This is a genomic window from Thermogutta terrifontis (genome assembly GCF_002277955.1).
GTDB lineage: Bacteria > Planctomycetota > Planctomycetia > Pirellulales > Thermoguttaceae > Thermogutta > Thermogutta terrifontis.
On sequence record NZ_CP018477.1, the window covers coordinates 2,624,559 to 2,649,958 of the forward strand.

Annotated in this window: 15 protein-coding genes; 5 read left to right on the forward strand and 10 right to left on the reverse strand. The window is 56.8% G+C overall.

Going from position 1 to position 25,400, the window contains the following annotated elements; all coding sequences use genetic code 11:
• Positions 1–228: 228 nt before the first annotated feature.
• Positions 229–3,900 (forward strand): glycoside hydrolase domain-containing protein, encoded by a 3,672-nt coding sequence (locus tag THTE_RS09715; RefSeq protein WP_095415255.1) that lies wholly within the window; start codon positions 229–231, stop codon positions 3,898–3,900.
• 57 nt (positions 3,901–3,957) lie between these two features.
• Here the strand turns inward: THTE_RS09715 and THTE_RS09720 are convergent, their stop codons facing one another.
• The 4 genes from THTE_RS09720 to THTE_RS09735 form a co-directional block, all read right to left on the reverse strand.
• Positions 3,958–5,454, reverse strand: coding sequence for a PDZ domain-containing protein (locus THTE_RS09720; protein WP_095415256.1), 1,497 nt, complete (start codon positions 5,452–5,454; stop codon positions 3,958–3,960).
• 80 nt (positions 5,455–5,534) lie between these two features.
• Positions 5,535–5,915, reverse strand: a complete 381-nt coding sequence (locus THTE_RS09725) for a hypothetical protein (RefSeq protein WP_095415257.1) — start codon at positions 5,913–5,915, stop codon at positions 5,535–5,537.
• A gap of 148 nt (positions 5,916–6,063) precedes the next feature.
• On the reverse strand, positions 6,064–7,116 hold the full coding sequence (locus THTE_RS09730) for a TerC family protein (protein ID WP_207651690.1): 1,053 nt from the start codon (positions 7,114–7,116) through the stop codon (positions 6,064–6,066).
• 231 nt (positions 7,117–7,347) lie between these two features.
• Positions 7,348–8,436 carry a dihydrodipicolinate synthase family protein gene (locus THTE_RS09735; protein WP_095415259.1) on the reverse strand — a complete coding sequence of 363 codons (1,089 nt, stop codon included), beginning with the start codon at positions 8,434–8,436 and terminating at the stop codon, positions 7,348–7,350.
• Between the two features lie 95 nt (positions 8,437–8,531).
• Between THTE_RS09735 and THTE_RS09740 the strand changes: the two genes are divergently transcribed.
• From THTE_RS09740 to THTE_RS09755, 3 genes are all read left to right on the forward strand, one after another.
• Positions 8,532–10,838, forward strand: a complete 2,307-nt coding sequence (locus tag THTE_RS09740; protein WP_095415260.1) for a hypothetical protein — start codon at positions 8,532–8,534, stop codon at positions 10,836–10,838.
• A gap of 188 nt (positions 10,839–11,026) precedes the next feature.
• A complete protein-coding gene (locus tag THTE_RS09745) occupies positions 11,027–12,154 on the forward strand; it encodes a polysaccharide biosynthesis/export family protein (protein ID WP_168175830.1) in 1,128 nt (375 codons plus the stop codon).
• A gap of 1,370 nt (positions 12,155–13,524) precedes the next feature.
• A complete protein-coding gene (locus THTE_RS09755) occupies positions 13,525–13,722 on the forward strand; it encodes a hypothetical protein (protein ID WP_095415263.1) in 198 nt (65 codons plus the stop codon).
• A gap of 95 nt (positions 13,723–13,817) precedes the next feature.
• Here the strand turns inward: THTE_RS09755 and THTE_RS09760 are convergent, their stop codons facing one another.
• The 5 genes from THTE_RS09760 to leuC form a co-directional block, all read right to left on the reverse strand.
• Complete coding sequence (locus THTE_RS09760) at positions 13,818–16,760, reverse strand: hsp70 family protein (protein WP_095415264.1); 2,943 nt, start codon at positions 16,758–16,760, stop codon at positions 13,818–13,820.
• Positions 16,761–16,803: 43 nt separating this feature from the next.
• A complete protein-coding gene (locus THTE_RS09765) occupies positions 16,804–18,606 on the reverse strand; it encodes an Hsp70 family protein (RefSeq protein WP_095415265.1) in 1,803 nt (600 codons plus the stop codon).
• 275 nt (positions 18,607–18,881) lie between these two features.
• Positions 18,882–19,454 (reverse strand): DUF2760 domain-containing protein, encoded by a 573-nt coding sequence (locus THTE_RS09770; RefSeq protein ID WP_095415266.1) that lies wholly within the window; start codon positions 19,452–19,454, stop codon positions 18,882–18,884.
• 278 nt (positions 19,455–19,732) lie between these two features.
• Positions 19,733–20,326: a 3-isopropylmalate dehydratase small subunit gene (gene leuD / locus THTE_RS09775; protein ID WP_095415267.1), complete on the reverse strand. Its 594-nt coding sequence runs from the start codon at positions 20,324–20,326 to the stop codon at positions 19,733–19,735.
• Between the two features lie 104 nt (positions 20,327–20,430).
• Positions 20,431–21,855, reverse strand: coding sequence for a 3-isopropylmalate dehydratase large subunit (gene leuC / locus THTE_RS09780; protein WP_095415268.1), 1,425 nt, complete (start codon positions 21,853–21,855; stop codon positions 20,431–20,433).
• Positions 21,856–22,355: 500 nt separating this feature from the next.
• Here leuC and THTE_RS09785 point away from each other — a divergent pair, with 500 nt between their 5' ends.
• A complete protein-coding gene (locus THTE_RS09785) occupies positions 22,356–24,047 on the forward strand; it encodes an alginate export family protein (RefSeq protein ID WP_157732005.1) in 1,692 nt (563 codons plus the stop codon).
• Positions 24,048–24,215: 168 nt separating this feature from the next.
• Here the strand turns inward: THTE_RS09785 and bioB are convergent, their stop codons facing one another.
• Positions 24,216–25,337, reverse strand: a complete 1,122-nt coding sequence (gene bioB / locus THTE_RS09790; protein ID WP_237260115.1) for a biotin synthase BioB — start codon at positions 25,335–25,337, stop codon at positions 24,216–24,218.
• Positions 25,338–25,400 lie beyond the last annotated feature (63 nt).

Below are 25,400 nucleotides of genomic sequence, written 5' to 3' on the forward strand. Positions count from 1 at the left end.
CCGCGGAGGGACTTACGACTCCCAGTCGTCTGGCCTATAATAACCCGGCCACAGAATTTTCGGGCATTTTAAAGGCGAAGCTTTTTCGCGGCTGCGCTACGCGCTGTAAGTCCATTGGCGCCACCCGGACAGGCGGCCCTCACGATCCTCCCTCCGAAACCTGAGGCAACCCGTAGGAAATTCGTTCGGACGTGGCCTATCGTCCAAATCCAAAACGGAGAACGGCCCATGCTGACTTGGAATTGGCTCGGTCGAGCCACGAATACCAGCCTTATCCGATTGAGTCGGCTATTACTGATCTGCTTGCTAGCGACGGGCACCGACAGCGCAAGCCAACGTTCGTCGCTGGCAAGTGAGCCAATAACTCATTTGGAAACGGCCACTGACTCGATCGCGTGGCATCACCCTTTGTATCTAAACTGGGGAGATTACTGGAGAGTACGGATCCCGATCACAGTCTCCAACACCAGCCAGGAGGATATTCTGGGGCAAACCCTGGCGTTTCGTGTGGTTTCCCCGGAGGAAGCCAACACGTCCGGCGACCAAGGACCATGGCCGGCATTGCCCATTGCCGGCCGGGAACTGCGTGAAATCCGCGTGTGCACGGAGAACGGTCGAGAACTGTTATGGGGAGCGGTCGATGGTCAGGGAAGAGTCCTCGGAACGGGCGTCCTGCCAGCGGGTGCGTATTTCGTCATCCCAATAGAGTGCCGTGCCGGCTCGATGACGCGACTTTTTGTCTACCTGGACAATCCAAAAGCGACTGCCGTGCCGGACCACTGGACCAAACGACCGTTTCTGACCAATGGTGGGATGGAACTCGGAAGCGGCGAAGCACCGCTCGGCTGGGCCCACGACCCCAGGGACGCTGACCACCAGGCCTACTGGACGAATGATCATCCCCATTCCGGTTCGAAATGTGTGACTACGGTCGTTCGACCTGGTGCCGCACCGAGTTGGATCGCCACTCGACAGATAGGAATCGCCGCCATTCCGGGTGCGAGATATCGTTTGCGGGCATGGGTGAGGGCTGAGAATGTCCAGGGAAACGCGGGATGGTACGTGCATGCTGGAAATGAAGCAAACCCAATGATGATTGCCCCAGTATTTTCGGCAGGGGGTGGCACTTACGACTGGAAGGAGATTCAGGCCGAATTCTCGGCTCCCATGCAGGCAACGACACTGAGCGTGGGCACAGTTCTGTGGGGCACCGGCCAGGCGTGGTTCGATGATGTGTCTCTTGAGGTCATTGGCCAGTCGCCCTGGATCGTAAAAGTGGGGAGGCCGGAGCAGCGGTTTCTCAAAGAAGTGGCAGCAGAAGAACCCTGGCGAGCGGAAGCGGCGATTAACGGAGGGTGGCCCTCGCGGATTCACGCGAAGGTGTTTCGATTTGCCGATGAAGAGGCCAGAGATGTTTTGGTGGCGCTGCCTCTGGAACAATTTCGCAGGAAAAACGAAGGCGTGGACGGCAGCTTTATCGTGCAACACAACTCAGGCATAAAAGAGTGCCTGGTGGTGGGAACGTGGGTCCTGTGGAGCGACGATTTGCCGGCTGGCTCGGTTTTGCATCGTTATTTGAAGTTAACAGCCGATGACCAACGATCGCCTGCCGAAGGCGGTCATCAGCGTGACTTTGAACGGCTCCTTTTCAGCGGGAAAAATCTGGTCAAAAACCCATCGTTCGAAGATGGTGAAAAACTGCCCGAGGTTTGGATGCGAGTCGGTGAGGGAGTCACGGGTGTGAAGTTTTCCGTCGAGGAGAACGCCCCTTTCACTGGAGGGAAACGGCGGTCGGCTCGCTTAGAAGTGAGCAATGACACCAAGCCGGGATGGTACGGCTGGCAGCAAAAAGTTCCCGTCAAGGCTGGGCGCAATTACTTCGTGGCGGGCTGGCTCAAATGCCAGAACGTCAGCCAAGGTGAAGTCCGGATCCATTTACACTTTCACGATGCGCAGGGGCGGCTCACAGCGCAGGGAGCGATGACCAGCATCGGACCAGGAATATCGGGAACGCGAGATTGGACACTACTCAGCGGGGTAGTACGGGCACCGGCTGAGGCCACCGACATGACGATCCACTTGACGACGAACGTCCCCGGGGTTTTATGGCATGACGCCATTGTGGTGGCTGAAGTCGCGCTGGTCGACGCGGCCGAGTGGGAAACCAAGCCCCTTCCCAGTGGCGAATTAGCGTTATGGCAGATGCCGAGTGTCGTCAAAGTCTTTCGGGAAGATCCGCCGGGCCGCTCGGCGAAGGAACTGTCCCTTTTCGCCGCAAAAGGGGAATGGGAGGCCATCCAATTCGTCGTGAAGTCGCACGATCCGTTGGGCCCAGTGACGGTCGAGGTCGACCCGCCCAAAAACAATCTCGGTGAAAAACTCGACCAGTTCCAGGTGGCAGTCGTGGGGTTTGTTCCGATCGACCACCCCTCCAACTACTTTCGTTCCGAGGAGCCCGCCTGGTACAGGAAAATCCCTGCGGGGTCACGAGGAAGTGACGGTTGGGCGGGTTGGTGGCCCGATCCCCTCCTGCCTGCGAATACATTTGATCTTAAGGCTGAAACAGCCCAGCCAATTTGGATCATCTTCAGAATTCCTCGCGATGCACGTCCCGGTGACTACCGTGGACAGGTTCGGCTTCGCGTGGGAGGCAACATCGTGAAACAGGTACCGTTGCGGTGCCAAATCTGGGGTTTCGCTTTACCAGAAAGAACCACCCTTCCGGCAATCTACGACGTGCGGCTGGGTCCGGGCAGAGATTTCTGGGGGAAACGTTTTGACGAGATTTATCCTCAGCTCGTCGCATTCATGGCCGAGCGGCGTTTGTGTCCGGATGCCATTCGTCCCGACCCCGTGATCCGGTTTGAAAACGGAAAGGTCGTGGCAGACTTTACAGATTACGATCGAGTGGCCGAATGGTACTTTGACAAGCTGGGGTTGCCCTCATCTTATGCTCCGCAGCTCTTTTATCTGTTTGGCTGGGGATTTCCGCCCCGGGACCTGTTCGGCCAACGACCGTATCCAGGAGCTCCCCCCTATCAAGGAGTGGATCGTTCGGCTTTGAGGCCACAATACAAGGAGACTTACCAGGCGTGTCTGCGAGCGTACTGGGAACACATAAAACAGCGAGGTTGGGCGGATCGCATAACTCTCTACATTTCGGACGAACCATTTGCGCATCTTCCCGAAATCAAAGAGCAGATGAAGGCCCTCTGTGCGATGATCCACGAAGTTGATCCGTCCATCCCCATCTATTCGAGCACCTGGGAGCATGTTCCAGAATGGGATGGTTGTATCACCGTGTGGGGCCTTGGTCACGATGGACGAGTGCCACCGGAAAAGTTTCCAGCCATCCGCGAGAAGGGAGCCAAAATCTGGTATACCACCGATGGGCAGATGTGTATCGACACACCCTATTGCGCTGTGGAGCGCCTTTTACCGCATTACTGTTTCCACTATGGTGTTTCCGCCTATGAGTTCTGGGGTGTCGCATGGAACACCTATAACCCCTACGAGTTCGGCTGGCATTCCTTCATCCATCAAAGTGATCGGCCGGGCGAATCGTATTGGGTACGATATCCCAATGGCGACGGTTACCTGATCTATCCCGGTCAGCCAATCGGTTATGATGGCCTAGTCAGCTCGATCCGTTTGGAACAAGCTCGAGAGGGTGTGGAGGACTACGAGTATTTTGTTCTGTTGAGTCAGTTAATCGACCAAGCCAAAACGCGCGGTCGGGATACCAAGGAAGCAGAGAAGGCGCTCACCGAAGCCCGTCAACTTGTGTTGATACCTAACCCTGGCGGCCGATATTCCACAAGGATGCTTCCCCATCCAGAACGGGTGGAAGAAGTCCGTCGGGCGATAGCGCGGGCAATTGAGGATCTCTCCAAGAATTGAGACGGAGGAGCGGGTATCTCTTCCGAGTCGTGTTTTGAGGCATTCTGGCTAGAGGGCCTACGGCTCCACGGTGCGTACCGGCTGAAAGTCATCGGACCCATCAGGAACGAGGCCCAGCCGTACCGGACCTTGTATCGATTTGACGGCCTCAAAGAATTCGCGGGGGGTTTTCACCGGAATTCCATTAACATGGGAGATGAGGGCGCCGGGACGAAGCCCGGCCTTCCACGCAGGGCTATTCTGATCAACTTCCACCACACCAACGGCCTCAAGAGTGCGGGGAAATTGCCAGAAACTCTCGGGAGCAACCGTGATGGCGGAAACATAGTCCACCGCCATCCCGCGCCACTTGGGTCGCGGCGCTGTCACTATTTTTTTTCCTCGAACAGGATACTTGGTGAGTCGCGCTTCCAGTTTGAATTGACGACCTTCCCGAAGAACCTCCAGATTGACGGAGGCATCAGCTGGAAGCCGCCCCACTGAAAGCACCAGTCCATCTTCATCATAAATTCTTTGTCCATTCACCGATGTGATTATGTCGTTGGGCCGTATGCCCGCCCTCTCGGCCGGTGCACCGGGAATCACCCGGCCTACACGCGTCCCATTTTTTCCGGATGCTCGCTCCTCCAGAGTCAGCCCTTCTGGTTGAACACCAAGGAATCCGTACTCCACCTCTTCCCCTCGCTTCAAGTGGTTGAGCACCCGCCGAAATGTCTCGTCGACCGGGTAGGCATAGCCAGCCGCTGTTTCAAAACCGGCCACGGCCGGCAGTGCCGTGAGCATTCCCACCATTTCTCCGCTCAGGTTAATGAGAGCCCCGCCATTCGTGGAGAAACTCAGCCGGGCGTCCGTCTGAATGAGCGTGCCAAAATGATGGAGAGTCGGTTTCCCGGTGGGTTCCTGATCGGATGGAAAAGCTGGCGCTTTGCGACCGAGATTCGACACAATTCCCCAGCTCGCGCACACCTGACCGTCGCGCGCAATGGCGTAGGGATTCCCCAAGGCGATGACAATTTGCCCCTTGCGAAGTTTGCTCGCATCGCCGAGCGGTATCGGCGTCAGGTCATGGGCAGGAATTGCCAGGACCGCCAAATCGCTTCGTGGGTCTGCAGCTTTGACAGTGGCTCGGAACACACGGCGATCATTCAGAGTGATGTAGTACTCGCTGTCATCAGCGATAATCTGGGCCAACGTAAGAACCAGCCCATCGGAATCCACAACAACACCAGCCGCATAATCCGTGGCGACAAAATCGGAATCTCCAGGTTGGAGTCGGGGCGCTGGTGTCAGAGGCCGCCCGAAAAGATCGAGTCTTGGCTCTAGATTGAACACTTCCCCCGGTCGTGAGACACGTACCCGAGCAATTGCCACCACGGACTTTTCCGCTTTCTCCACGGCGTTGATAATCGCCGATTCCATGGCCGCGACAAAAGCCATTCCCTCCTCTGGCCCCGGCGACCCAGGAGACTCCCCCCGGGCTATCGATACAAAAAACATAGCGAAGATCACAAGCGCCGACCGATACTGGAGACGTGCGTACCAACCGTTCTTCATGCAAAACCGCTCACCGTGTCATTTTGAGAAACCAAGAGCGTGCTTCCTGGCCGCGGCTATTGCAGCTCATGACAGAGCGCCTACGTTTCCCATATTTCAAGGTAAACTTTTCCCCCCACACCCGGCAACTCTTCCGACCCTTTCCGCACACTTCCAAACTGGGACGATGCTTCCCGGAAATGAAAGCGGATGATCACCAAATTGCTGCTCGCATTCAAAAGGTCGGTAATGTCCGCCCGATACACCGATTGGTCGCCCCCATTTGGCCGGTTTTCCTCCAGACAGATCATCCTTCCATTCAACTGGACATCCGCTGGAGCTGGCACTGACTCCAGAATGAGCCACACCCGACTTCTATCAGTCAACCCCGAGGGAGTGTGAAAACGCCGCTGCAAGATTTTTCCCTCGCGCGACTCAGACACAATCCAAGGCTGCCGGAGATAAATGCGATGCCTATCCATGGAACCGCTGCGGGTCGAGCTCGACCAATTCGCCCATTCGATCCAGATTTTGATATCGAACAGTGGCAAGGATATTTTGGATGATCAAAGAGGTTATGCCAATTGTATCACCATGGTGGGCTGTGTTTTCCGGCTGCCTTCATCGGTGTCATCGCCGCTCCTCGCGCACCGCTTCGGCAGGCGATGGGGTTGTTTGCAGTGGCCGGGGTTCGTCGGGCTTGCTTTCGGTGGATTTACCTTTCACGAAGAATGTCGGCAACAAGGAGATGCCCAAAATACCACCCACGATCGCCAACGAGACCCAGGGATCAATGAGACGCCCATGAAGATCGAAGTAGTGGTGCCCCACGTACTCACCCACCATTTTCAAACCAATGAAGGACAACACTGCCGCCAGACCGTAATGCAGGTACTCGAAGCGGTCCAACACGCCAACGAGGAGGAAGTACAATGCCCGCAACCCAAGAATTGCCCAGATGTTGGAGGAATAGACGATAAATGGGTCGCGGGTAATGCCGATGACGGCGGGGACGCTGTCCACCGCAAAGAGCACGTCGGTACTTTCCACCACGAGGAGAACCAGGAACCCCGGCGTGGCATGCAGAAGACCATTCCGCCGTACAAAAAAATGGTCGAAAATGGGTTCGGGACTGATGCGAAACCACCTTTGGGCGAAGCGAAGCACGACATTTTTCTCGGGATGAACGTTCTCCTTTTTGGAGAAGGCCAGGTGAATTCCGGTGTAAATCAGAAACGCACCGAAAACCAATAGAACCCACTCGAACATTTGAATGAGGCTGACCCCAGCGGCCACGAAGATTCCCCGCATAATGATGGCGCCGAGGATCCCCCAGAAAAGAATCCGATGTTGGTATTTGATGGATACCCCAAAATAGCGGAAGATCACCGCGAAGACGAACAAATTGTCAACAGAGAGCGATTTTTCCACCACGAACCCCGTCAGAAACTTGACGCCTGCTTCGGAAGATCCGTGAAGGTGCCAGCCCCACCACCAGACGAACGCATTAAACACGAGGGCCAGCCCGATCCAAAACACGGACCACAAAAACGATTCGCGCAGACTTGGCGCATGGTCATGGCGATGAAAGACGACCAGGTCTAAAAATAGCAGGACGGCGATGCCACCGAGAAAGGCTGCCCAATGCCACCAATGCACTTCCAACAAGTTTTCGGCTGCCAAGGCTGACTCCTTTTCCGGCTGCGTCCGGCGACAACGCACCCGCTCGAAGACACGTCCAATGGGTACCCGGGTCCACCGGTCCGAGTTCCATTCCATTACTGTTACCCGGACCGGCTTGAGTGTTGTCGCTGGCTAACCGTCGTCACCGACACAAAATTCGCAGGCGGGGTTGCCCCCGATGGACATGATCCTTTTATTTTCCCATGGGCATAGCGAAATTGTATCCCTCCCTCACTGGCCGGGCCATGTTGCCTTTTGTGTCAGAACAGCTACCACTTCCTGCACGAGCCGTTCGACTTCCACCTGACTGGGCGATCCAATGACGGTTGGCAAAGTCGATGAATCGGGCGACACCGATTTGTACTCAAAGGGACTCTCCTTCGCAGGTGTTGAACCAAGGAAGCTCTCTTCCTCCAGTCCGTCTTCCGCCAGCAATTGGGCAAGCTCAAGTCGTAATCGGTTGAGGTTTTCCCGGTGGCGTTCGGAAAGGGGCTGCCTACTTACTCCCATCCGAAACCCGCGGCAGGCGACGCCTACGCGAAAACCCTCGGGGAAGTCACTCGCTCCAAAAAGACAGTCATTGTAACGCAGCAGCCTGTATTGCCAGCGTCTTGCCTCATCCATTCGCCCCTGGCGGACAGCGTCGTAGATTGCTCGCGTGATCTCGGGCACCACCCCGCTTGTTGCGTTGGTGCCGCCATCACATCCGATCAACAGCATGGGAAAAAGCACGGCATCCCAACCTGTCAAAAAGCTAAACTCCGGCCGTCTGGGGCGAATGGCAGTGAGCATCCGCATCATCTGCGGGAGATCTCCCGAAGAATCCTTAATTGCTACGATCCGCGGATGCTCCTCTGCTAACCGAATAATCGTGTCGAGATCGAGAGGAGATGCCAACCAGGGAATGTTATAAATCGTGATGTCAACGGGACTGTGCTTAGCGATTTCGGAAAAGTATTGATAGATATTGTCCACACTGACCCGGTAGTAATAGGGACATACAATCGCTACGGCACGTACGCCGAGTCGTGCGTAGTACTCGCATGTGGCGATCGTCTCTTTGACGTTAGCTTCGGCTGCCCCGGCTAAAATGGGGACCCGCCCAGCCACCTGATCCACTGTGATTTCAATGATGCGGCGTCGTTCTTCTGGTGTGAAACGCACAAATTCCCCCGTGGATCCGTTCGGATACAGTCCATGGACACCCCGGTCGATAAGCCAATCGATGTACCGCCGCAGTTCAGACTCGCAGATGTTCCCGCGATCATCCAACGGGACCATGTTCGGGGTAAAAATGCCCTCTATTTTTGCCTGTGCCATGATGAAGACGCCTCGCCGGTATGCTACTTTGAGAAAGGATCGGGGGAGTCAATGCCTTTGTCGAAAAAACTCATTTTACCTGATTGTCGCACAGAATGAAAAAAACGGGATCCAAGCGAGAGATACCGCATCAAAACCGCGACAGGTTTCCCTGGCAGGCCGCAGTCGCTTTCCGAACCCGTGCGATTCGTGGGTTCGTCATTCTCGCAATTGTAGCTTATACCCTCGGCTTTTATGCCTGCGAATGGCGGCCACTTTCCGAGGCTTTTCAACGTCCCGTCCGTCGGTTCGAGATTTTTCCACTGGTTCTCCTGCCGGATCAGATTGTTTCTCAGTGGACTGGATCGCACGGCGAAATAGCCTTGGGTGACCGGATTCCTGCCCTGGCAACGGCATTTATCATGCTTTTTGCGGCATTTTGGTGGGGAAGCTGGATCCTCGTGGGACTGCGGCTTGAAAATAGGCTAATCCGCGGGGAAAATGGCCCGCTGGCCATTTTGATTGGTCTTGCGGTTTCATCCCACCTGATTCTGATTAGTGGCCTCGTCGGATTGTACTGGACGCGCTGGCTGTTGCGCTTCTGGGTGGTAGTCCCTCTCGCTGTAGCCACTTGGACGCTCCTGCGCAAGCTGTTTGCGCAGAGAGTGTGGAATCCTAGGGGAGCGGGCTTAAAGTGGTTCATGCGTTCCAGCAATTCAAACGCGACGGGGCGGAAAGACTCCGGCGATGCGTCAACCTTCCCTGACAGGTTAATTTTCACGGGAGCACTGATCGTGTTCGGAACACTGCTGGTACTGGCAGCGGTTTTACCGCCTACGGACTTCGACGTGCGGGAATACCATCTTCAGGCTCCGAAAGAGTTTTTCCAGATAGGTGCCGTTACCTTTCTTCCGCACAATGTTTACGCAAATATGCCGCTGGGCGCCGAGATGCATGTCCTGGGTGCGATGGTGTTGTTGGGCGATATTTGGACCGGGGCACTGGCGGGGAAGTTGATCCTTGGTTTATATGCCGTGGCTGGCGCATGGTTGGTGTCCGTCTTTACAAGCCGTTATTTCGGTTCGGTGGCGGGGCTGGCGGCGGCCGGCATATTCATCACCACGCCCTGGGTCATATCGGTGTCCGCCGCGGGACTTGTGGACGTCGCACTGGCTGTCATGGTTTTCGCTGGATTTGTAGTGATTTGGGAAACGCTTGGTTGCAGCGAGTTGGCCAAAAGAGGCGGGAAGTTCTTTTCGCCCAGCACAGACGCGAAAGGCACTTTGGAACTTCCTCAGTCGGCAGTGGGAGACGTTGGCCCAGAGGGAACTCAAAAGCTGTCCGCAATATTTGCCGCAGGTCTCCTGGCAGGTGGCACCGCCTCGCTCAAATACACGGGCCTTGCGTACGGCGCCGTCCCGATGGCAATTCTCGCTGGTCGCCTATTGTGGAGAAATGTGAGAGACGTCAAAACACTGATAATTGGCATCTTCCTGTTCGTTCTCGGCCTGGGTCTGGCAGGCGGGGGATGGTACCTCAAGAATCTCGTTCTGGCGGGCAATCCCGTTTACCCTATGGGATATGCTTTGTTTGACGGGCACATTTGGGACGCCGCGAAAGCCGCGCGCTGGCATCGCGTGCATAGTCCGCCCGGCTTTTCACCATTTACTCTGGCCAAAGACTTGTTGAGGGTCACTCTCACCAGCGACTGGCAGGGGGCGCTTGTGGCACCGTTCGCAGTACTAGGGGCCGTGAAGCTCCGGAGAAACAGGCTGGTCTTTCACACCCTGGTTCAGGTTGGATGGATCTTTCTCATCTGGTGGTTCTTCACACACCGGATTGATCGATTCTGGCTTCCTATGTTGCCCTTCCTGTGCGTTTTGTGTGGTCCCGGCTTTGCGACGTTGGGTGAACTCCGCCTTCGTTGGCTCGGTCGGTTGGTTGTTCTCACAGCGATTCTGTGGAGCTTGCTTGTCGTCACCAGTGGTGCCGCAGTTTACAACCGTTTCCTCGCACCTCTGGCCGAGTTATGGAATGACCCGGGGCGCATAGGCCAGGAACACGTGCTACTCAATGAGCTTTATTCTCGACTTCCCCACGATGCTAAGTTACTGTCCGTTGGAGAAGCGGCCGTCTTCGACTTGAGAATGCCGGTCCTGTATGCGACCTGCTTTGATGACCAACCCTGGGAACGTATGACAAAAGGCAAACCTCCCGAGGAAATTCGTCATGAATTAAAAATACAGAAGATCGCTTATGTTTACGTGAACTGGCTTGAAATTGCCCGTTACCGCTCGCCCGGCAACTATGGATTCACCGATTTTGTGCAACCAGCGCAATTTCGCGAGCTTGTCAAAGCAGGTGTCCTTGTACCCGCGCTCATGCCAGCAGATACCCCCAACCAACTTTTCCTCGTCAAATAGCTCAGTCTAGTGGTTCAACACCGTACGAATGGACTATTTTCCCTGCCGGAAGCTGGCGACCCGAGAAATTTCCACCAAGTTTTTGGAAAACTTTGCCGATTATTCCGACAGCGACGACTACGGCAGCATTGCCGAAAATGATGGTTTTGTCGAAGCGATTCCGGCTCGCTTCACCCCACGAGGGCCCCATGCGAACCATGAAACACCGTTGCCATAATGCCCCTCAATACCTCAGGCAACCCAAATATCCCGGCTTGACGGGCCGAACGGTCTTCTGGCTCGCCCTTTGCAGTTGCCTGGGTTTGCTCTCTTCTCCAGGTTGCCGAACGATGGACTTCTATGACCGCGGCTTGGAGCAGAGGGCCGCCCAGCCGGAGCTCGAACCGCCGCGGGAGCTGGCCAAGGTTTCTCTGCCCGCTTACTGCCTGGAACCGCCGGACGTCGTGCAGATCGAGGTCCCCAAGATGGTTCCCCTGCCCCCCTACCGGCTGGAAGTGTATGACGTACTTCAAATTGACGTCATCGGCACGCTCATTGATCAGCCCATCAGCGGCTACTACATGGTGGAGGCGGAAGGGACGGTGAATCTCGGTCCGGCTTATGGCTCCGTGCGGGTGGTGGGAATGACGGTGGCGGAAGCCCGCTGGGCCATTGAGGCCCATCTGCGGCAGATTCTGCGGGCACCGGAGGTCTCGGTGCAACTTGCGCGGGCGAGTGGCCTCCAACCAATCAGCGGGGTCTATTTGGTGTCCCCGGATGGCACGATCAACCTCCGGCAATATGGGGCGGTGTATGTGGCGGGGCTGACGATCCCGGAAGCCCGCGAGGCCATCCGCCGCCATCTCAGCCAGTTTCTGGATTCTCCCGAGGTGTCTCTGGAGGTGCTGGCCTACAACAGCAAAGTGTATTACGTGATCACAGAGGGACCGGGAGAAGACGACAGCGTGATCCGCCTGCCCTGCACGGGCAACGAGACGGTGCTCGACGCGATCGCCCAGGTGGGCGGGATTTCGCAGGTCTCCAGCAAGCGGATCTGGATTGCCCGACCGTCCCCCGCAGGGACCGGCTGCGAACAGATTCTGCCGGTGGACTGGAATGCCATCACCCGGGGCGGAAACACGGCGACGAACTATCAGATTTTGCCCGGGGATCGGATTTTCATTGCCCACGATGACATGATCGCTTTCAGTACGTGGATCGACAAGATGGTATCGCCGGTGGAGCGGCTGTTCGGGTTCACGGGATTGGGGGCCTCGACAGTTCGCTCGCTGCAGACCATGGGCCGTGGATATAACCGCACCCGCAGCGGATTCTGAGGTGTAGGCGGGTGAACGGAGTAGGACGAAACTTGTGCTAAGCCAATAAGGCGCGTAGACGGCCGCAAACGGTCCGGCCAACACCTGTGTCAAATAATCAAAAGCTCACGACTCGCAGCAAGTTGGATACCTCGTGATTGAAAAGGCAAGATGGTTTGATCTCACCGGTGCCACGAGACAGGAATAAAATGCAAAGGGCACACGGGCAGTTGGAACGTCGGTTCACTGTGATTATCGTTAATGGTCATTGAAGATAGCACGAGGTGGGTGCCATGCAGCGGCAACATTCGGCCACCATGTCAGGACAACTCATTATGCGAACTCGGTGGTGCATCCAAACTTTCTGTGTAGCGCTGGCCGCCGCCACGTTAATCGCTGCGGCTCAGAACACGTCGGCCCAAGTGACGGGTAGTAATGCCGTGTCCGGTCCGGGGACCGTGGGTCCTCCCGCGCCACCGCTGACGCCTTCCGTGCCGTCTCCCACCGCCGGTTTGCCTGAGCCTGCGCCTGTGATAACGCCATCCCAGCCTGGCGGTTTGCCGACACCTGCTGACACCTCACGAATGGAAAGCACGCGTGGTAAGTCGAATCGCTCCGAAATGCCGTTGCCGCCCACAATGCCCGCGAGCCCATCACGTCTTCAAATGAGCGGAGGCGGCTGGGTCAGCGGGGAAGCTGCCTTGGCTGGGGGTCCTTTTCCGGCATATATGACGGGATTGTCTAGCTCCCAAGGCGGGGGTTGGGGGGCCGCTCCAACTCGACCGATAGAACGGCCGTTTTCAGATTATTCACCCCCAGCCAGTGTCAGCCCTTACATTAACCTTTACCGCCCAGAAGGTGCGTTTGGTCGGGTTGGCAACTACTACTCCCTTGTCAGACCCATGATCCAGCAACAGCAGACAAATCGCCAGATTTCTCAGCGACTTCGGCAAATGGAAAGTCCGGTCCAGTCCGGTGGTGGCTATGTGGGCCGTGCCGCCCCGACGGGTGGCTACTTTATGAATTACTACGGCTATTTTCCAGGCCTCGGGGGTCGTTGAGCAGAGACTCAATCCATTTTTTCTGCGAATCCAGCGGCAATTTGTAGGATTTCTCATGAAGAGGCATCGAGGCATGCCGCTTATCCGGAGTTTCAACTTTCGCCAACAGTCACGTGGGATCGTTCTCTAAAACCTCCAACATTTCCCGTCTGTCACGGAGGACGGAAAATGGTATCCAATATGGAAAGCCCCTCAAGTCATCCCGGACCACCATTGTGGACTCAATTGGGCCCATGCGATTCGGGCGTCTCCGGCTCCCCGCCATCCCAGACTTTACACGCGTCTCGGCAGTCCTCCGTTAGTGATGAGAGCTCTCCAACAGACGAAATCGTGAACGTACTGCGGCTGTGGCTCGAGTGGAATGAAAACTACGAAAAACTTACGGAACTGATGTATCAACAGGCGCGAGATTTTCATTCTCTCCAGCTTATGGCTGACGATCTTGACAAACTGCGCCTGCGGGCTGTTGCTGCCACGGAAGTCTTACTGAAACGGCTCAACGAAAAAGCAACGCTAAAAACGGATTAGCCAGACGTCGGCGACAAATCCGCGAGCCCGGCCTTCCTGCCCTTTTCTGATGACTTCCTTTCTTCACGTAGCTGACAGTTCAGCTCCGTGCGAACTTAGAGTATACGCAATCCGCGCGGCAACTCTTCACCGAAGATCTGGGTTTGCTCCGTCTCTTCGAGAGTGCCTCCCTCTGCCACGAGTCGCACGAGATGTTCAGGAGTGTTTCTGTCTGCAAACCATGTGAGGACGCGTTGCCGGGTCTTGTTCGGGACGTCGCGGTAACGGTCACCCGTCTTGCGCGCAAGCTGCATCAGCACGTACGGAGGAATTTCCTCAGGAAGCTTCAAACGTAGGAGGCGTTCGATCCACACGGTCACGACATCCTCGGGCAACACGGAGTTCAAGGGGGCATAGACCGGGATACGGGCGCCCAATCGAGCGAGTGTCCACAACAAAGCCGAGAGCGCCTGCTGAAAGCGGCGTTTGGGAAGGAGGTCGAGAATGATCTGTCCCAATTCGACTTTCCAGTTGAGGGGTAGAAGCTCCAAACTGCCCAGCAGCCGCCAAATTTCCGCACCTTCATGGCTTGCGTAGGGAAAGTCGGTGCTGCCTGTTCCCTGCACCTGCTGTCGGTGAAGCGAGCGCACCGACGCCATCAGCGGGGTGGCCAGCGCTTGCTGTTGACCCGCCGTGAGACCTCCCGCGATACGACGCCAGAGAATCCACCATTCAGCCCGACACGCAGCAGTGGAATGTACCAGCTTGCCCTGAAGAACGCGCCACGTCTCTGCGACTCGCCAGTCATCGGCGGCCAGTCCATAACCCGGCCGAAGGGCATAACCCAGAGTGTTCAACCATCGGGCTTCGTGTTCAGGACTGCGTCGCCGCCCAGCTTCGTTTTCCATCAGCCGCTGCCAAATCCTTCGCAGAAAAGAGCTGGGCCAGTCACGGCGGTTCATGCGGGTTGCTTCGCTTAATTTCTTAAGGAGAGCGCCTGGGGATTCCGTTCCTTCCGGGCCGAAAATTTGGTCAATTAACTCCAGGGCCTTTTCCGCCAGGCCTTCTTCTAGGATTCCTTCCTGCTCGGCGGAGCTCTGATGCGGCGCGCGATCCGTCTGGACAGCCGACCGCACATCGAATTCCAGTTTCCACCGACCGTGCCCCCCCACCTCGGAACACCAGATCTCCAGCGTGCCAATCTCGGTCAATTTGGCATGCAGCGTTACAGCGATATCCTTCGGCGCCTCCCGACGGGAACTGGCCTTGAGAATGGTGCGTACCGCAGGCAATGAGCTCAACTCCTCAGGGCGTACCAAGACCAGCGCACCTGCGGGGTCGGTCAATCGAGTTCCCGAATAATACACCGGAAACTCAACCGGCTCCCCAATGCGCAGATGGAACGTACGTTCCGCCAGATGGACCTCGTCCCCAGGCTCGATTCCTGCCGGCAGGACACAGACGCCTGCCGCCAATTTTTCCGCCACCTGCAATTCACCTGCCTGATCCTCCCTGGACATTTGCTGTTCGGCAGGTTCGCTTTCGGCGAGCTCGGTTTTAGCTGCCTCCGCCGTTGCGGCCAGGTGCTGTAACTCCTCCTCGGACATGGCCACACCGATGTAGTACGTGCGGGCTAAGCCGGCTGATATTCGCACGCCTTCGCCGCGCCGTACCATACCGTAATAAGCCGCTCCCTGCGCTACCGCCAGGTCCAACCGCTCATTTTCCAGCACAGTTGGTTGCCAGGGCTTTTGGTCGGTACTGAACCATCGGGTGATGACTTCAATAACACGCCGTCTGATAGCGCTGGAATAAAAGACCCCCCCGTTAAACAGCACCAGATCAGGCCGCGCAGGATCGTGGTCCGAGCACTCTCCATCCAGGGCCACAAAACGATGGGCCGTTAAAAACGCTGCCAGGTACCGCGTCACCGCAGGATCAGGGGCAAACGGAAGGCCGAATTCCTGGAATCCGGACCGCCGAAGCGCTGGCCTGGCATCTAACTCCACCCGTGGGAAGAATCCGTCCAAAACAAGCTCAAGCACTTCGTCCCGGGTCAATTCGACATGCCGGGCTGCACCGATAACCCGCGAACCCCGCCCGGGCAGGGTCACCGTTACTCGTTCGGGCGCCGGTTCGCTCAACAGCTTTTCCTTTAAGAACTGGCAACGTCGGACCAAGACCGACCATGTTTGAGGGTCGAGGGGCTCATCCGGATTGAGCTTTCGTTCAATATGGTGCGCAAGGGCAAGGTCCAGATTATCCCCGCCCAGAATGAGATGCTCCCCCACCGCTACCCGATGGAATTGGACCATTCCGTCCCTGGATTCTCGGACCCGGATGAGCGTGAAATCGGTCGTCCCACCCCCAATATCGCACACAAGGATTTTCTGCCCCGGCCGAACATAGCGCTGCCAGTCTTCGCTGTGGCGATAGATCCATGCATAGAAAGCAGCCTGTGGCTCTTCAATAAGAGTGACACGTTTCAACCCTGCCTGCGCCGCCGCCTTGATTGTTAACTGTCGGGCTACCTCATCGAAGGAAGCCGGAATCGTAAGGACAAGGTCCTGTTCGGCCAGCGGATATCCGGGAAAGCGGCTGTCCCAGGCCTGACGGAGATGTTCCAAATAGCGGGCAGAAACTTCCACCGGAGACAGCTTGGTGGCATCTGGTGCTCCATGCCAGGGAAGCAGCGGTGCTGTTCGGTCCACTCCGGTATGGCAAAGCCAGGATTTGGCAGAACTGATGAGTCGCCCGGGGACTTCTGCACCGTGATCTCGAGCGAACACCCCGACAATGTAGTCCCGGTGAACCGGACCAAACGGCAAGCGGAGCAGTTTTGGATCAAACTCGCCAGGCGCAGGTTCGTAATGGAATGATGGCAGCGTCTCCCGTTCCTCCACCTGGCCGGGGGCCACCAGTTGTGGAATCCGAAAGACGCGCACCCGCCAGGGCGACTCGGCGCTATCCACGTAACACAGCGCTGAATTTGTGGTTCCCAGGTCGATCCCCACGACAAAACGCGGGGCAACAGGTTCGGTTATTTCCGAGTGATGCATCGCTTATCATCGGCCAGAATGGCAAAACACCGCTGAAAGTTGCTCACACATCGGTATCAGCGTCTTCTCGAACACTGAATTCGAGCTTCCACCGCTGGTCACTCGTAGTGCTCTGGCACCATAGTTCCAGGACGCCCAGTTCGGTCACGCGGCTTTGAAAGCGCACCGGCACGTAGTCACCAGGCCGTCCGTCTTCCGCAGGCAGACACGCTTCCAGCGAGTCAGTCTCCTCTATTTCATCCGGCGACCAGCTTTGGTGCACGTCTCCCGGCCGGTCTTGCTTCCTCACCGAAGAACTGAAGAAGCGAAAAACGACCCGCTCTCCGACCACAAGACCGACTTCCTCGGAAGGTATGTCGATGGATGTGCCCTCTTCCATACCTATTGGAACCACACAGAGCAAATGGAGCGGGCGTGGAATTCCCGGAACAGCGGGTCCTGCCGTTTCAATTCCCACGTAATACGCGCGAGCAGTTCCCCCGCGAATTCGCACGCCGCCATGGTCTTTCGCCCAGCCGTAATAGGCCGCTCCTTTGGCCACCGCGTGATCGAGATCGTGAAGTCCCGGCAACAGGGTCGGTTGAGGCTGATCGGGAAACCAACGAGTCAAAACCTCGAGCAATCGCTCGCGGAATCGCGCCGCCTTGAAAACACCGCCATTGAGAAGCACATGCGTCGGGCGAACGGGCAAATCCTGGCCTTCCCCGTGGGACTGGAGGAACGCCGCCAGATGACGGGTCACCGCAGTGTCGGTCTCAAACGGCAGGCCGAGTTCTCGGAATCCAGAAACTCGGCGACGGGCCGGCCGGTCCGAAATCTCGCACACCGGGAAGAAACCATCCACCAATAGTTTCTCCACACTTTCTCTGTCGATATCCACCGAAATTGTGCCACCGATCAATCGACTGCCACGTCCCAAGATTGTTACAGAGTGTTGCGCCGGAGGGTTCTCCCCAAGCAGTGTCTCCTTTGCCACCCGACATGAATGCCAGAGAGCCACGGATTGCCAGGGATCAAGTGCAATCCCTTTTTCAGCAAATTTCTGGCTGACAAAGTGGGCAAGAGTGAGGTCCATGTTGTCGCCACCCACGAGGAGGTGATTTCCCACGGCCACACGCTGGAGCGTCAGCTCCCCGTCTTGTTCTTCCACCCGAACAAGCGTGAAGTCCGTCGTTCCTCCTCCCACGTCACAAACGAGGACCTGATTGCCTACTTTAAGTAGCTTTCGCCACTTGGGACCGATGTCTCCCAGCCAGGCGTACAACGCCGCCTGAGGCTCTTCCAAAAGGATCAGATCCTCCGGTAGTCCGGCTGCCAAAGCAGCTTCGCGGGTCAATTCCCGCGCCGCGGCATCAAACGAAGCCGGCACGGTGAGTACGACCTTTTGCTGCTTTATGGGGGCCTCTGGGAAAGCGTGATTCCATGCTCCGATCAGGTGCTCCAAATATCGCTGCGCAGCAGTCACCGGCGAGATCCGAGGAACTTCGGCAGGAGCGTTCCAGGGCAAAATCGGCTGGTGTCGATCCACCCGGCTGTAGCACAGCCACGATTTGGCCGCCGAGACAGTGCGTTCGGGTGCGTCGGCCGACTGCCGGCGGGCAAACTCTCCCACTGCGTAAGTCAGCCCCTGCGCCCACGGCAAATCGAGCGTCCCCGCTGAGATTTCATGGTCCCGGGCAAGATAAAGGAAAGACGGGAGTGTGGTACGGGTTTCGATAACTCCGGGCGCCACAAGTTGGGGAATCTCCAAAACCGTCAGCTTGGGTTCGTCGACCTCATACGGAGCATATGCGAGAACAGAATTTGTCGTTCCCAAGTCAATCCCGACCACAAATTGGGGACTCATTGGGCAACCTCCCGAGGCTGTTTCTCATAAAGTCGTGGGTTGAGAAATTCTTCCGAAGCCCGGAGCGACCTCGTGGTTCGATACGATTCGTCCAATCTCCACCGGGCTTGATAAAGGGTCCTCTCGGAACGCCTATCGCACGGAGGTGTTTGGCACATCCATTGTTCGACGCCGAACAATTCATTTCGCTCAATTAGGCACCACAGGTACGTCCCACACCCGGGCATGGGGCAGCAAGGTCCGAGAGATCGGATTGACGCGCAGCGGATCTAGAACTACGGCCCACCGACTTCCACTTCCGCCGGAGCGATAATCCTCGCCGAGGCTTCCGTGCCTGTCCAGACCGGAAGACGGCACTCTGTGGCCTCCCAACCGTGATGTGTGACCCGCCCTCGATATGGTGGACCACCGTGCACGTTTCCCACCAGGCGAATCCGCCCGGAGTCGAAACTTTCGGGGATTACGTACTCTGCCCCTTCCGGCACATCGATAGCGGGTCGGATAGCGAAAAGTCTTTCCAACACGGCGGCACAGTCTCGGTGAATATCGCGAACTGCTGCGCCGATTTGAGCGTCGCTGTATCCGCTAAGGTCCTCTTTAATGAAGTCTACAAATCGCGCCTCACGCTGAAGCGTTTCCAAAAGGATCAATGCCTCGCTCTTCGCCGCCTTCCCTGGAGCTGGCTTCAGCGGCTGGACCGCGGGTTTGGGAAGAACTGCCTCTGCCGGCTGAGCCTCGCTCGGCCTCTCACCGATGCGACGCTTTTCCAGGACTTCTCGCACCCGGCGAGCCGTTTCCCTGTCAAACAGCGTCGCAAAAAAGATCCGAATTGCATCCCATATCACCATAGTTGGCCTCACGTGTTCTCACAGCCTGAATACTTGCATTTCGATAGCCAGTGTCGGAGGGCTCCAAGCCTCCTCCTGATGCCGGCAGGTTAAACCGGCGAAGCCTACGAAGATTAGTGAGGTACTGCGTATTCTATCACAAAATTTTATCCAGGAACCGTCGTTCCCAGCGAAACAACGCCTCGTTCTGTATTTCGCTAAAGAAACGCGGGCACCACACTTGCCTGGTCCAACGCCGTGCCTGGAGCGATAAGCCCCGTCCAACCGGGCATCAAGCATCAAACGATTCCATGGGCTTTCTCATAAGCTGTGATTTTGTCCTCGTGCTGAAGGGTCAAGGCGATGTCGTCCAGCCCTTCGAGAAGACATCTCCGCCGAAATGGATCGATTTCAAAGGTGGCGTGAAAGCCCTTGTCGTCCGTGACCACACATTGCTCCAGGTCCACAGTGAGGCGATAGCCCGGCGTGCTGACGCATCTTCGGAACAGTTCGTCCACCAGAGACTCATCCAGACGGACCGGTAAAAGGCCATTCTTGAGGCTGTTATTGTAAAAAATGTCTGCAAAGCTCGGAGCAATGATCGCCCGGAACCCATAGTCGACGAGGGCCCACGGGGCGTGCTCGCGGCTCGACCCGCAACCGAAATTGCGACGCGTCAGGAGAATCGTGGCCCCCTGATATTCGGGTCTGTTTAGAATAAATTCGGGATTGGGAGTTCCGTCTTCCAGGTACCGCCAGTCATAAAACAGAAACTGGCCGAAACCGGTCCGTTCGATTCGCTTGAGAAATTGCTTCGGAATGATCTGATCGGTGTCAACATCCGAACGATCGAGGGGCACTACCAATCCCGTATGTCGCACGAACGGCTGCATGCCTGTGCCTCCTATCGTTTGCATTAAAAAGTGTTGATTGAACGCGAGCGCTAGAGCATGGAATGCTGCTGTAAAGGTGTGTGGGCGTTGGCGAATCAGGTTCGTCAGCGGTAGTCCCAATTCCTGATATCGACGAAACGCCCGGCAATCGCTGCCGCAGCCGCCATGGCGGGAGAAACCAAATGCGTTCTTCCCCCTCGCCCCTGCCGCCCTTCGAAGTTGCGATTGCTCGTCGATGCGCACCGCTCGCCGGGTTCTAATCGATCAGGGTTCATCGCCAGGCACATACTGCATCCCGGTTCCCGCCATTCAAAACCAGCGTCCTTGAATATTTTGTCCAGACCTTCCGCCTCCGCCTGTTTCTTGACCAATCCACTGCCCGGCACCACCAGCGCCTGCACATGGTTGGCAACCCGATATCCTTTCGCCACTGCCGCTGCCGCCCTCAGGTCTTCCAGCCGTCCATTCGTGCAGGAGCCAATAAACACTTTGTCGATGCGAATCTCGGTCATCGGCGTCCCCGGCTCCAGACCCATGTACCGGAGAGCATCCTCCGCGGCCTTGCGTTCCACAGGATCCTGAAAATCTCGGGGATCAGGAACCCTCGCCGTCACAGGAACCACCTGGGCTGGGTTAGTTCCCCAGGTCACTTGAGGCTCAATCTGGTCGGCAAAAAATACTTCCACGCGATCGTATTGCGCCCCCGGGTCAGTGCGTAGCGTCCGCCAGCGTGCGACCGCCTGCTCGAAAGCCTCTCCCTTGGGCGCAAAAGGTCGCCCGCGGAGATAAGCGAACGTTGTCTCGTCCGGCGCGATCAGCCCTGACCGTGCGCCGGCTTCGATCGTCATGTTGCACACCGTCATCCGCTCTTCCATGCTCAGTCGGCGGATGACCTCTCCGGTGTATTCAATACAGTATCCCACACCCCCCCGTGTGGTGAGTTTCCCGATGAGATAGAGGATCAGGTCTTTTGCCGTGACACCGCGCGGCAGCTGGCCCTCTACCCGGACCTCGAAAGTCTTGGGCTTCCTCTGAAGCAATGTCTGGGTTGCCAGAACGTGCTCGACCTCACTGGTTCCGATTCCGAACGCCAGGGCCCCAAAAGCCCCATGGGTGGCAGTATGGCTATCCCCGCAGACGATGGTCATCCCTGGCTGGGTCAGGCCGAGCTCGGGGCCGATGACATGCACGATCCCCTGCTCGACGCTGTCAATATCGTACAGCCGGATGCCGAACTCCCGACAGTTCTTGCGAAGCGTCTCAATCTGCTGGCGTGAAATCGGATCTGCGATCGGAAGCGAGCGATCCGTGGTGGGGACATTGTGATCCACAGTGGCAACCGTCCGCTCGGGCCTGCGGACCCGCCGCCCAGCCAATCGCAATCCCTCAAATGCCTGAGGACTGGTCACCTCATGGACCAAATGAAGATCGATATAGAGAAGGCTCTGTCCCCCCTCATCGGTGTAGACTACATGATCATCCCATATCTTTTCGAAAAGCGTCCGGGGTCCGTTAGCTGTCGCGGTCATTGGGTACGTCCAGAATTTCGTCCTCTCACAGGGCATTTGCAAATACGGGAAACTATTTTGCCGTTTGATTCATTCTAGCAAAGGCGGCTACGCGGCGGGAGTTTCTAGCCCGACGGTATGTCTGTAAACCACTAATCTGCGGGAGTCCAAAAATTGACGAGCGCCCCTGCACCAAGCCGAGCGACAGGTTTGACCATCTCCCAGACCGACAGATTAGAGGCATTCCGCGAAGTTGCGGCTCTCCCGCCCGGCTGTGCGGTCGCGGCTTTTTGCTTTCCGCCGATCGTCGATCCCATCTATGCACGCCGCTAATCTTTTCGATAGGTGCCGTACCGCAAAAATGTTTGTCAAACCTGGCAAAAAAGGCAAAAAAGGCACTACCGGAATAAACCCCTCGAGTACCCGATAGAGACCAGCCGAGGAGATGCTTGGAGATTTGATTTTTGAAGGCCACCTCCCCCATGTTTTCGAAGACGCGACAAGAGCCGGGGGAGCCCCACATGCTTCCCCGCGCGACGCGATGGACGACTGGTTTCTTCAACGCGGAGTCTTACCCCGTGGTACGAAATCCGTTTCACGTCTCGATGTTCCTGGTCGCCGTCAATGGCCTGACCGTCATAGCCCTCTCGGGGGAACCCATTCTGGTGTTCCCGGAACAGCCCGGGGCGGACATTTCCACATTGCTCGCCCCCGATCGAGATGTGGTGCCGGTCGGCAAGCCGGAATTAGCGCCAACTGCTTTTGAGGATGAGCATGACACCGCTACCGCGCGGAGCCAGGAGCCGACTTCCAGATCAGACCAAGACAATCAGGCAAAAACCTCCCCGGTTAAAGAATCTGCGACCAATCCCACTTCCGAGCCGCGTCCTACCTCCGTCGTTGCTCCCAAACCGCCCAATCCCTACAAAGGCGTGTTCTACGAAAATGACTTTTCTTACCTCGATAAGCCTAATAATCCGTACTTCTACTTGGGTGACGCTCTCAAACGGAATCGTCTGGGAGACTGGGGAATTTTGGACATCGGCGGAGAATACCGCCTGCGACAGCACAACGAGCACATGCTGAACCGCGATAATAACTTCCTCCTTCAGCGAACGCGGATTTATGGCGATCTTCATGTGGGCGAGAGGCTCCGAGCCTACGCGGAGGCCATCGATGCGACCAGCGCCTGGGAGGACCTTCCCCCACGTCCGACTGAAGAAAACCGATTTGATGCCCTCAATTTGTTTGCCGACGCTAAAATGATCGATGCCGACTCGGGGGATCTCTGGTTTCGCGGAGGACGGCAGGAACTGCTCTACGGCAATCAACGGCTCATTTCGCCTCTGGATTGGAGCAACACGCGGCGAACGTTTGACGGTGTCAAACTGTTCTGGCGGGGCGAGCGCTGGAATATCGACGGATTCTGGACCCGACCGGTGCCCTTTTCTCAACACGTCAACAACGACCACAATTTTGACCATCCCGACCTGGACCAGGAGTTTTATGGCCTGTACATGACCCGAAAAGCTAGCTGTGGTCAAACGCTCGACCTTTACTACCTCGGCTATGCCAAATACAACGATCCGCGACCGTTCAAAACCCATACGTTTGGGAGTCGCTGGGAAGGAAAACTCGATCTGTGGTTATGGGAAATCGAAGGTGCCTACCAGTTCGGGGAATATGGCCCCGCGGATCACTCAGCCGGTTTCTACACGCTCGGGCTGGGACGAAAGCTGGCACGACTCGGTTGGGAGCCCACGTTATGGTTTTATTACGACTGGGCTTCAGGCGACGAAGACCCTACCGATGGACGTCACGAAACGTTCAACCAGCTATTTCCCCTCGGCCACAAATACTTTGGCTGGATGGACCTTGTGGGCCGACAGAATATCGAAGATTGGAACCTGCTTTTAACGATGAAGCCCCATCCAGCATGGGAAATCGCATTCTGGTGGCATACGTTTCGGCTTCAAGAAGCCCGCGATGCTCTCTACGATGCAGCCGGCAATGCCATTCGGCAGGACCCCACCGGGGCAGCAGGACGCGATGTGGGCAGTGAGGCCGACGTGACTGTCCGCTGGACTTTTCATCCGCGGGCTGACGTGTTGTTTGGATATTCCCATCTGTTTCCAGGCCGGTTTCTTAAAGTCACACCAGGCGGCGGGGACCAGAGCGATTTCTATTACACGCAGCTCAGTGTGAGGTTCTGATCCCAGTGTGAAACGATAGTCTGGCTGGTGGATCGAAACTCAGTTACGAGTGATACCGCCCGTGGTCAAATCAATCAGCGCCCGCCGGGCCCTCGCCCGCCATCGACTCGCTTAACGGGGACCCATAACGGCCTCAGGAGTCAAGGAGCCTCAGGTACGCCAAAACCGCTACTGCGCCGCCGGAGTAGGCAAAGTGTCCTCGCAGACCGCCGCCGATTCTCCGTGGACGACCTGCTCTATCTCGAATCCCAGCGCCGCGATCATTCGGTAGTCTTCTTCCGGCGGTTGACCCTTTGTCGTGAGATAATCGCCCACAAAAATGGAGTTTGCGACGAATAGCCCCAGAGGTTGAAGCGGCCCAAGGTGGACCTCTCTCCCCGCGGCAATCCGCAGGTCCGAGGTCGGCGTCGCGAACCGTATGAGACAGAGAACTTTCAAGCAATGAACGGGGGATGGTGCCGGACGGCCTTCCAACGGAGTGCCCGGAATTGGAATCAGAAAATTAATCGGCACCGATTCCGGGCGTAACTCGCCAAGCGCCAGAATGAAGTCGATGAGGTCATCCTCACTTTCGCCCATCCCGATGATCCCGCCACAGCACAATTCCAGCCCTGCCTGGCGTGCGGCCCTCAGCGTGGCCAGTCTGTCTTCGTACGTATGAGTGGAACAGATCTCCCTGTAAAAACGGCGACCCGTGTTCAAATTGTGATTGACCCTGTCCAGCCCCGCTTTCTTGAGGGCTTCCGCCTGCGCCAGTGTCAGCAGCCCCGGCGAGAGACACACTTTCAAGGGAAACCGCTCCTTGATCTGACTTATCGTCCGGCACAGTCGATCCAACTCGCGAGGATTGGGGGATCGGCCGGCAATCGCGATACAGTACGTGGAGGCCTTTCTCTCCACGGCAGCCGCCGCCCCCGCCAGAATAACTTCTTCATCCAGCAGCGGATACTTCGCGATGCTGGCGGTGGAAACTTTCGATTGCGAGCAGTAGGCGCAATCCTCACCGCACAGGCCGCTTTTTGCGTTGATGAGCATATTGAGTCGCATTTTCATCCCATGAAAATGCCGGCGAACGCGGTATGCTGCGGCTAGAATTTCCAGAATGGCCGTGTCAGGGGACCGCAAGATCGCCCTCGCTTCCTCCGCCGTCAAACGGCGACCGGCGATTATCTCATCGCTCAAACGAAAGAGGGCATTCGCCTCCCACTGAGCGTCGGAGATTACACTCTGACCATCCCGACGGCTGTTATCCACTTGTGGTGAAAAAATTTCTGGCACTTGAAAGGGCACAGCAGCCTCCTGGGAAAATTCCCTGTCACGATGTAGTCGCGCACTATTTCACGATGCACTTCG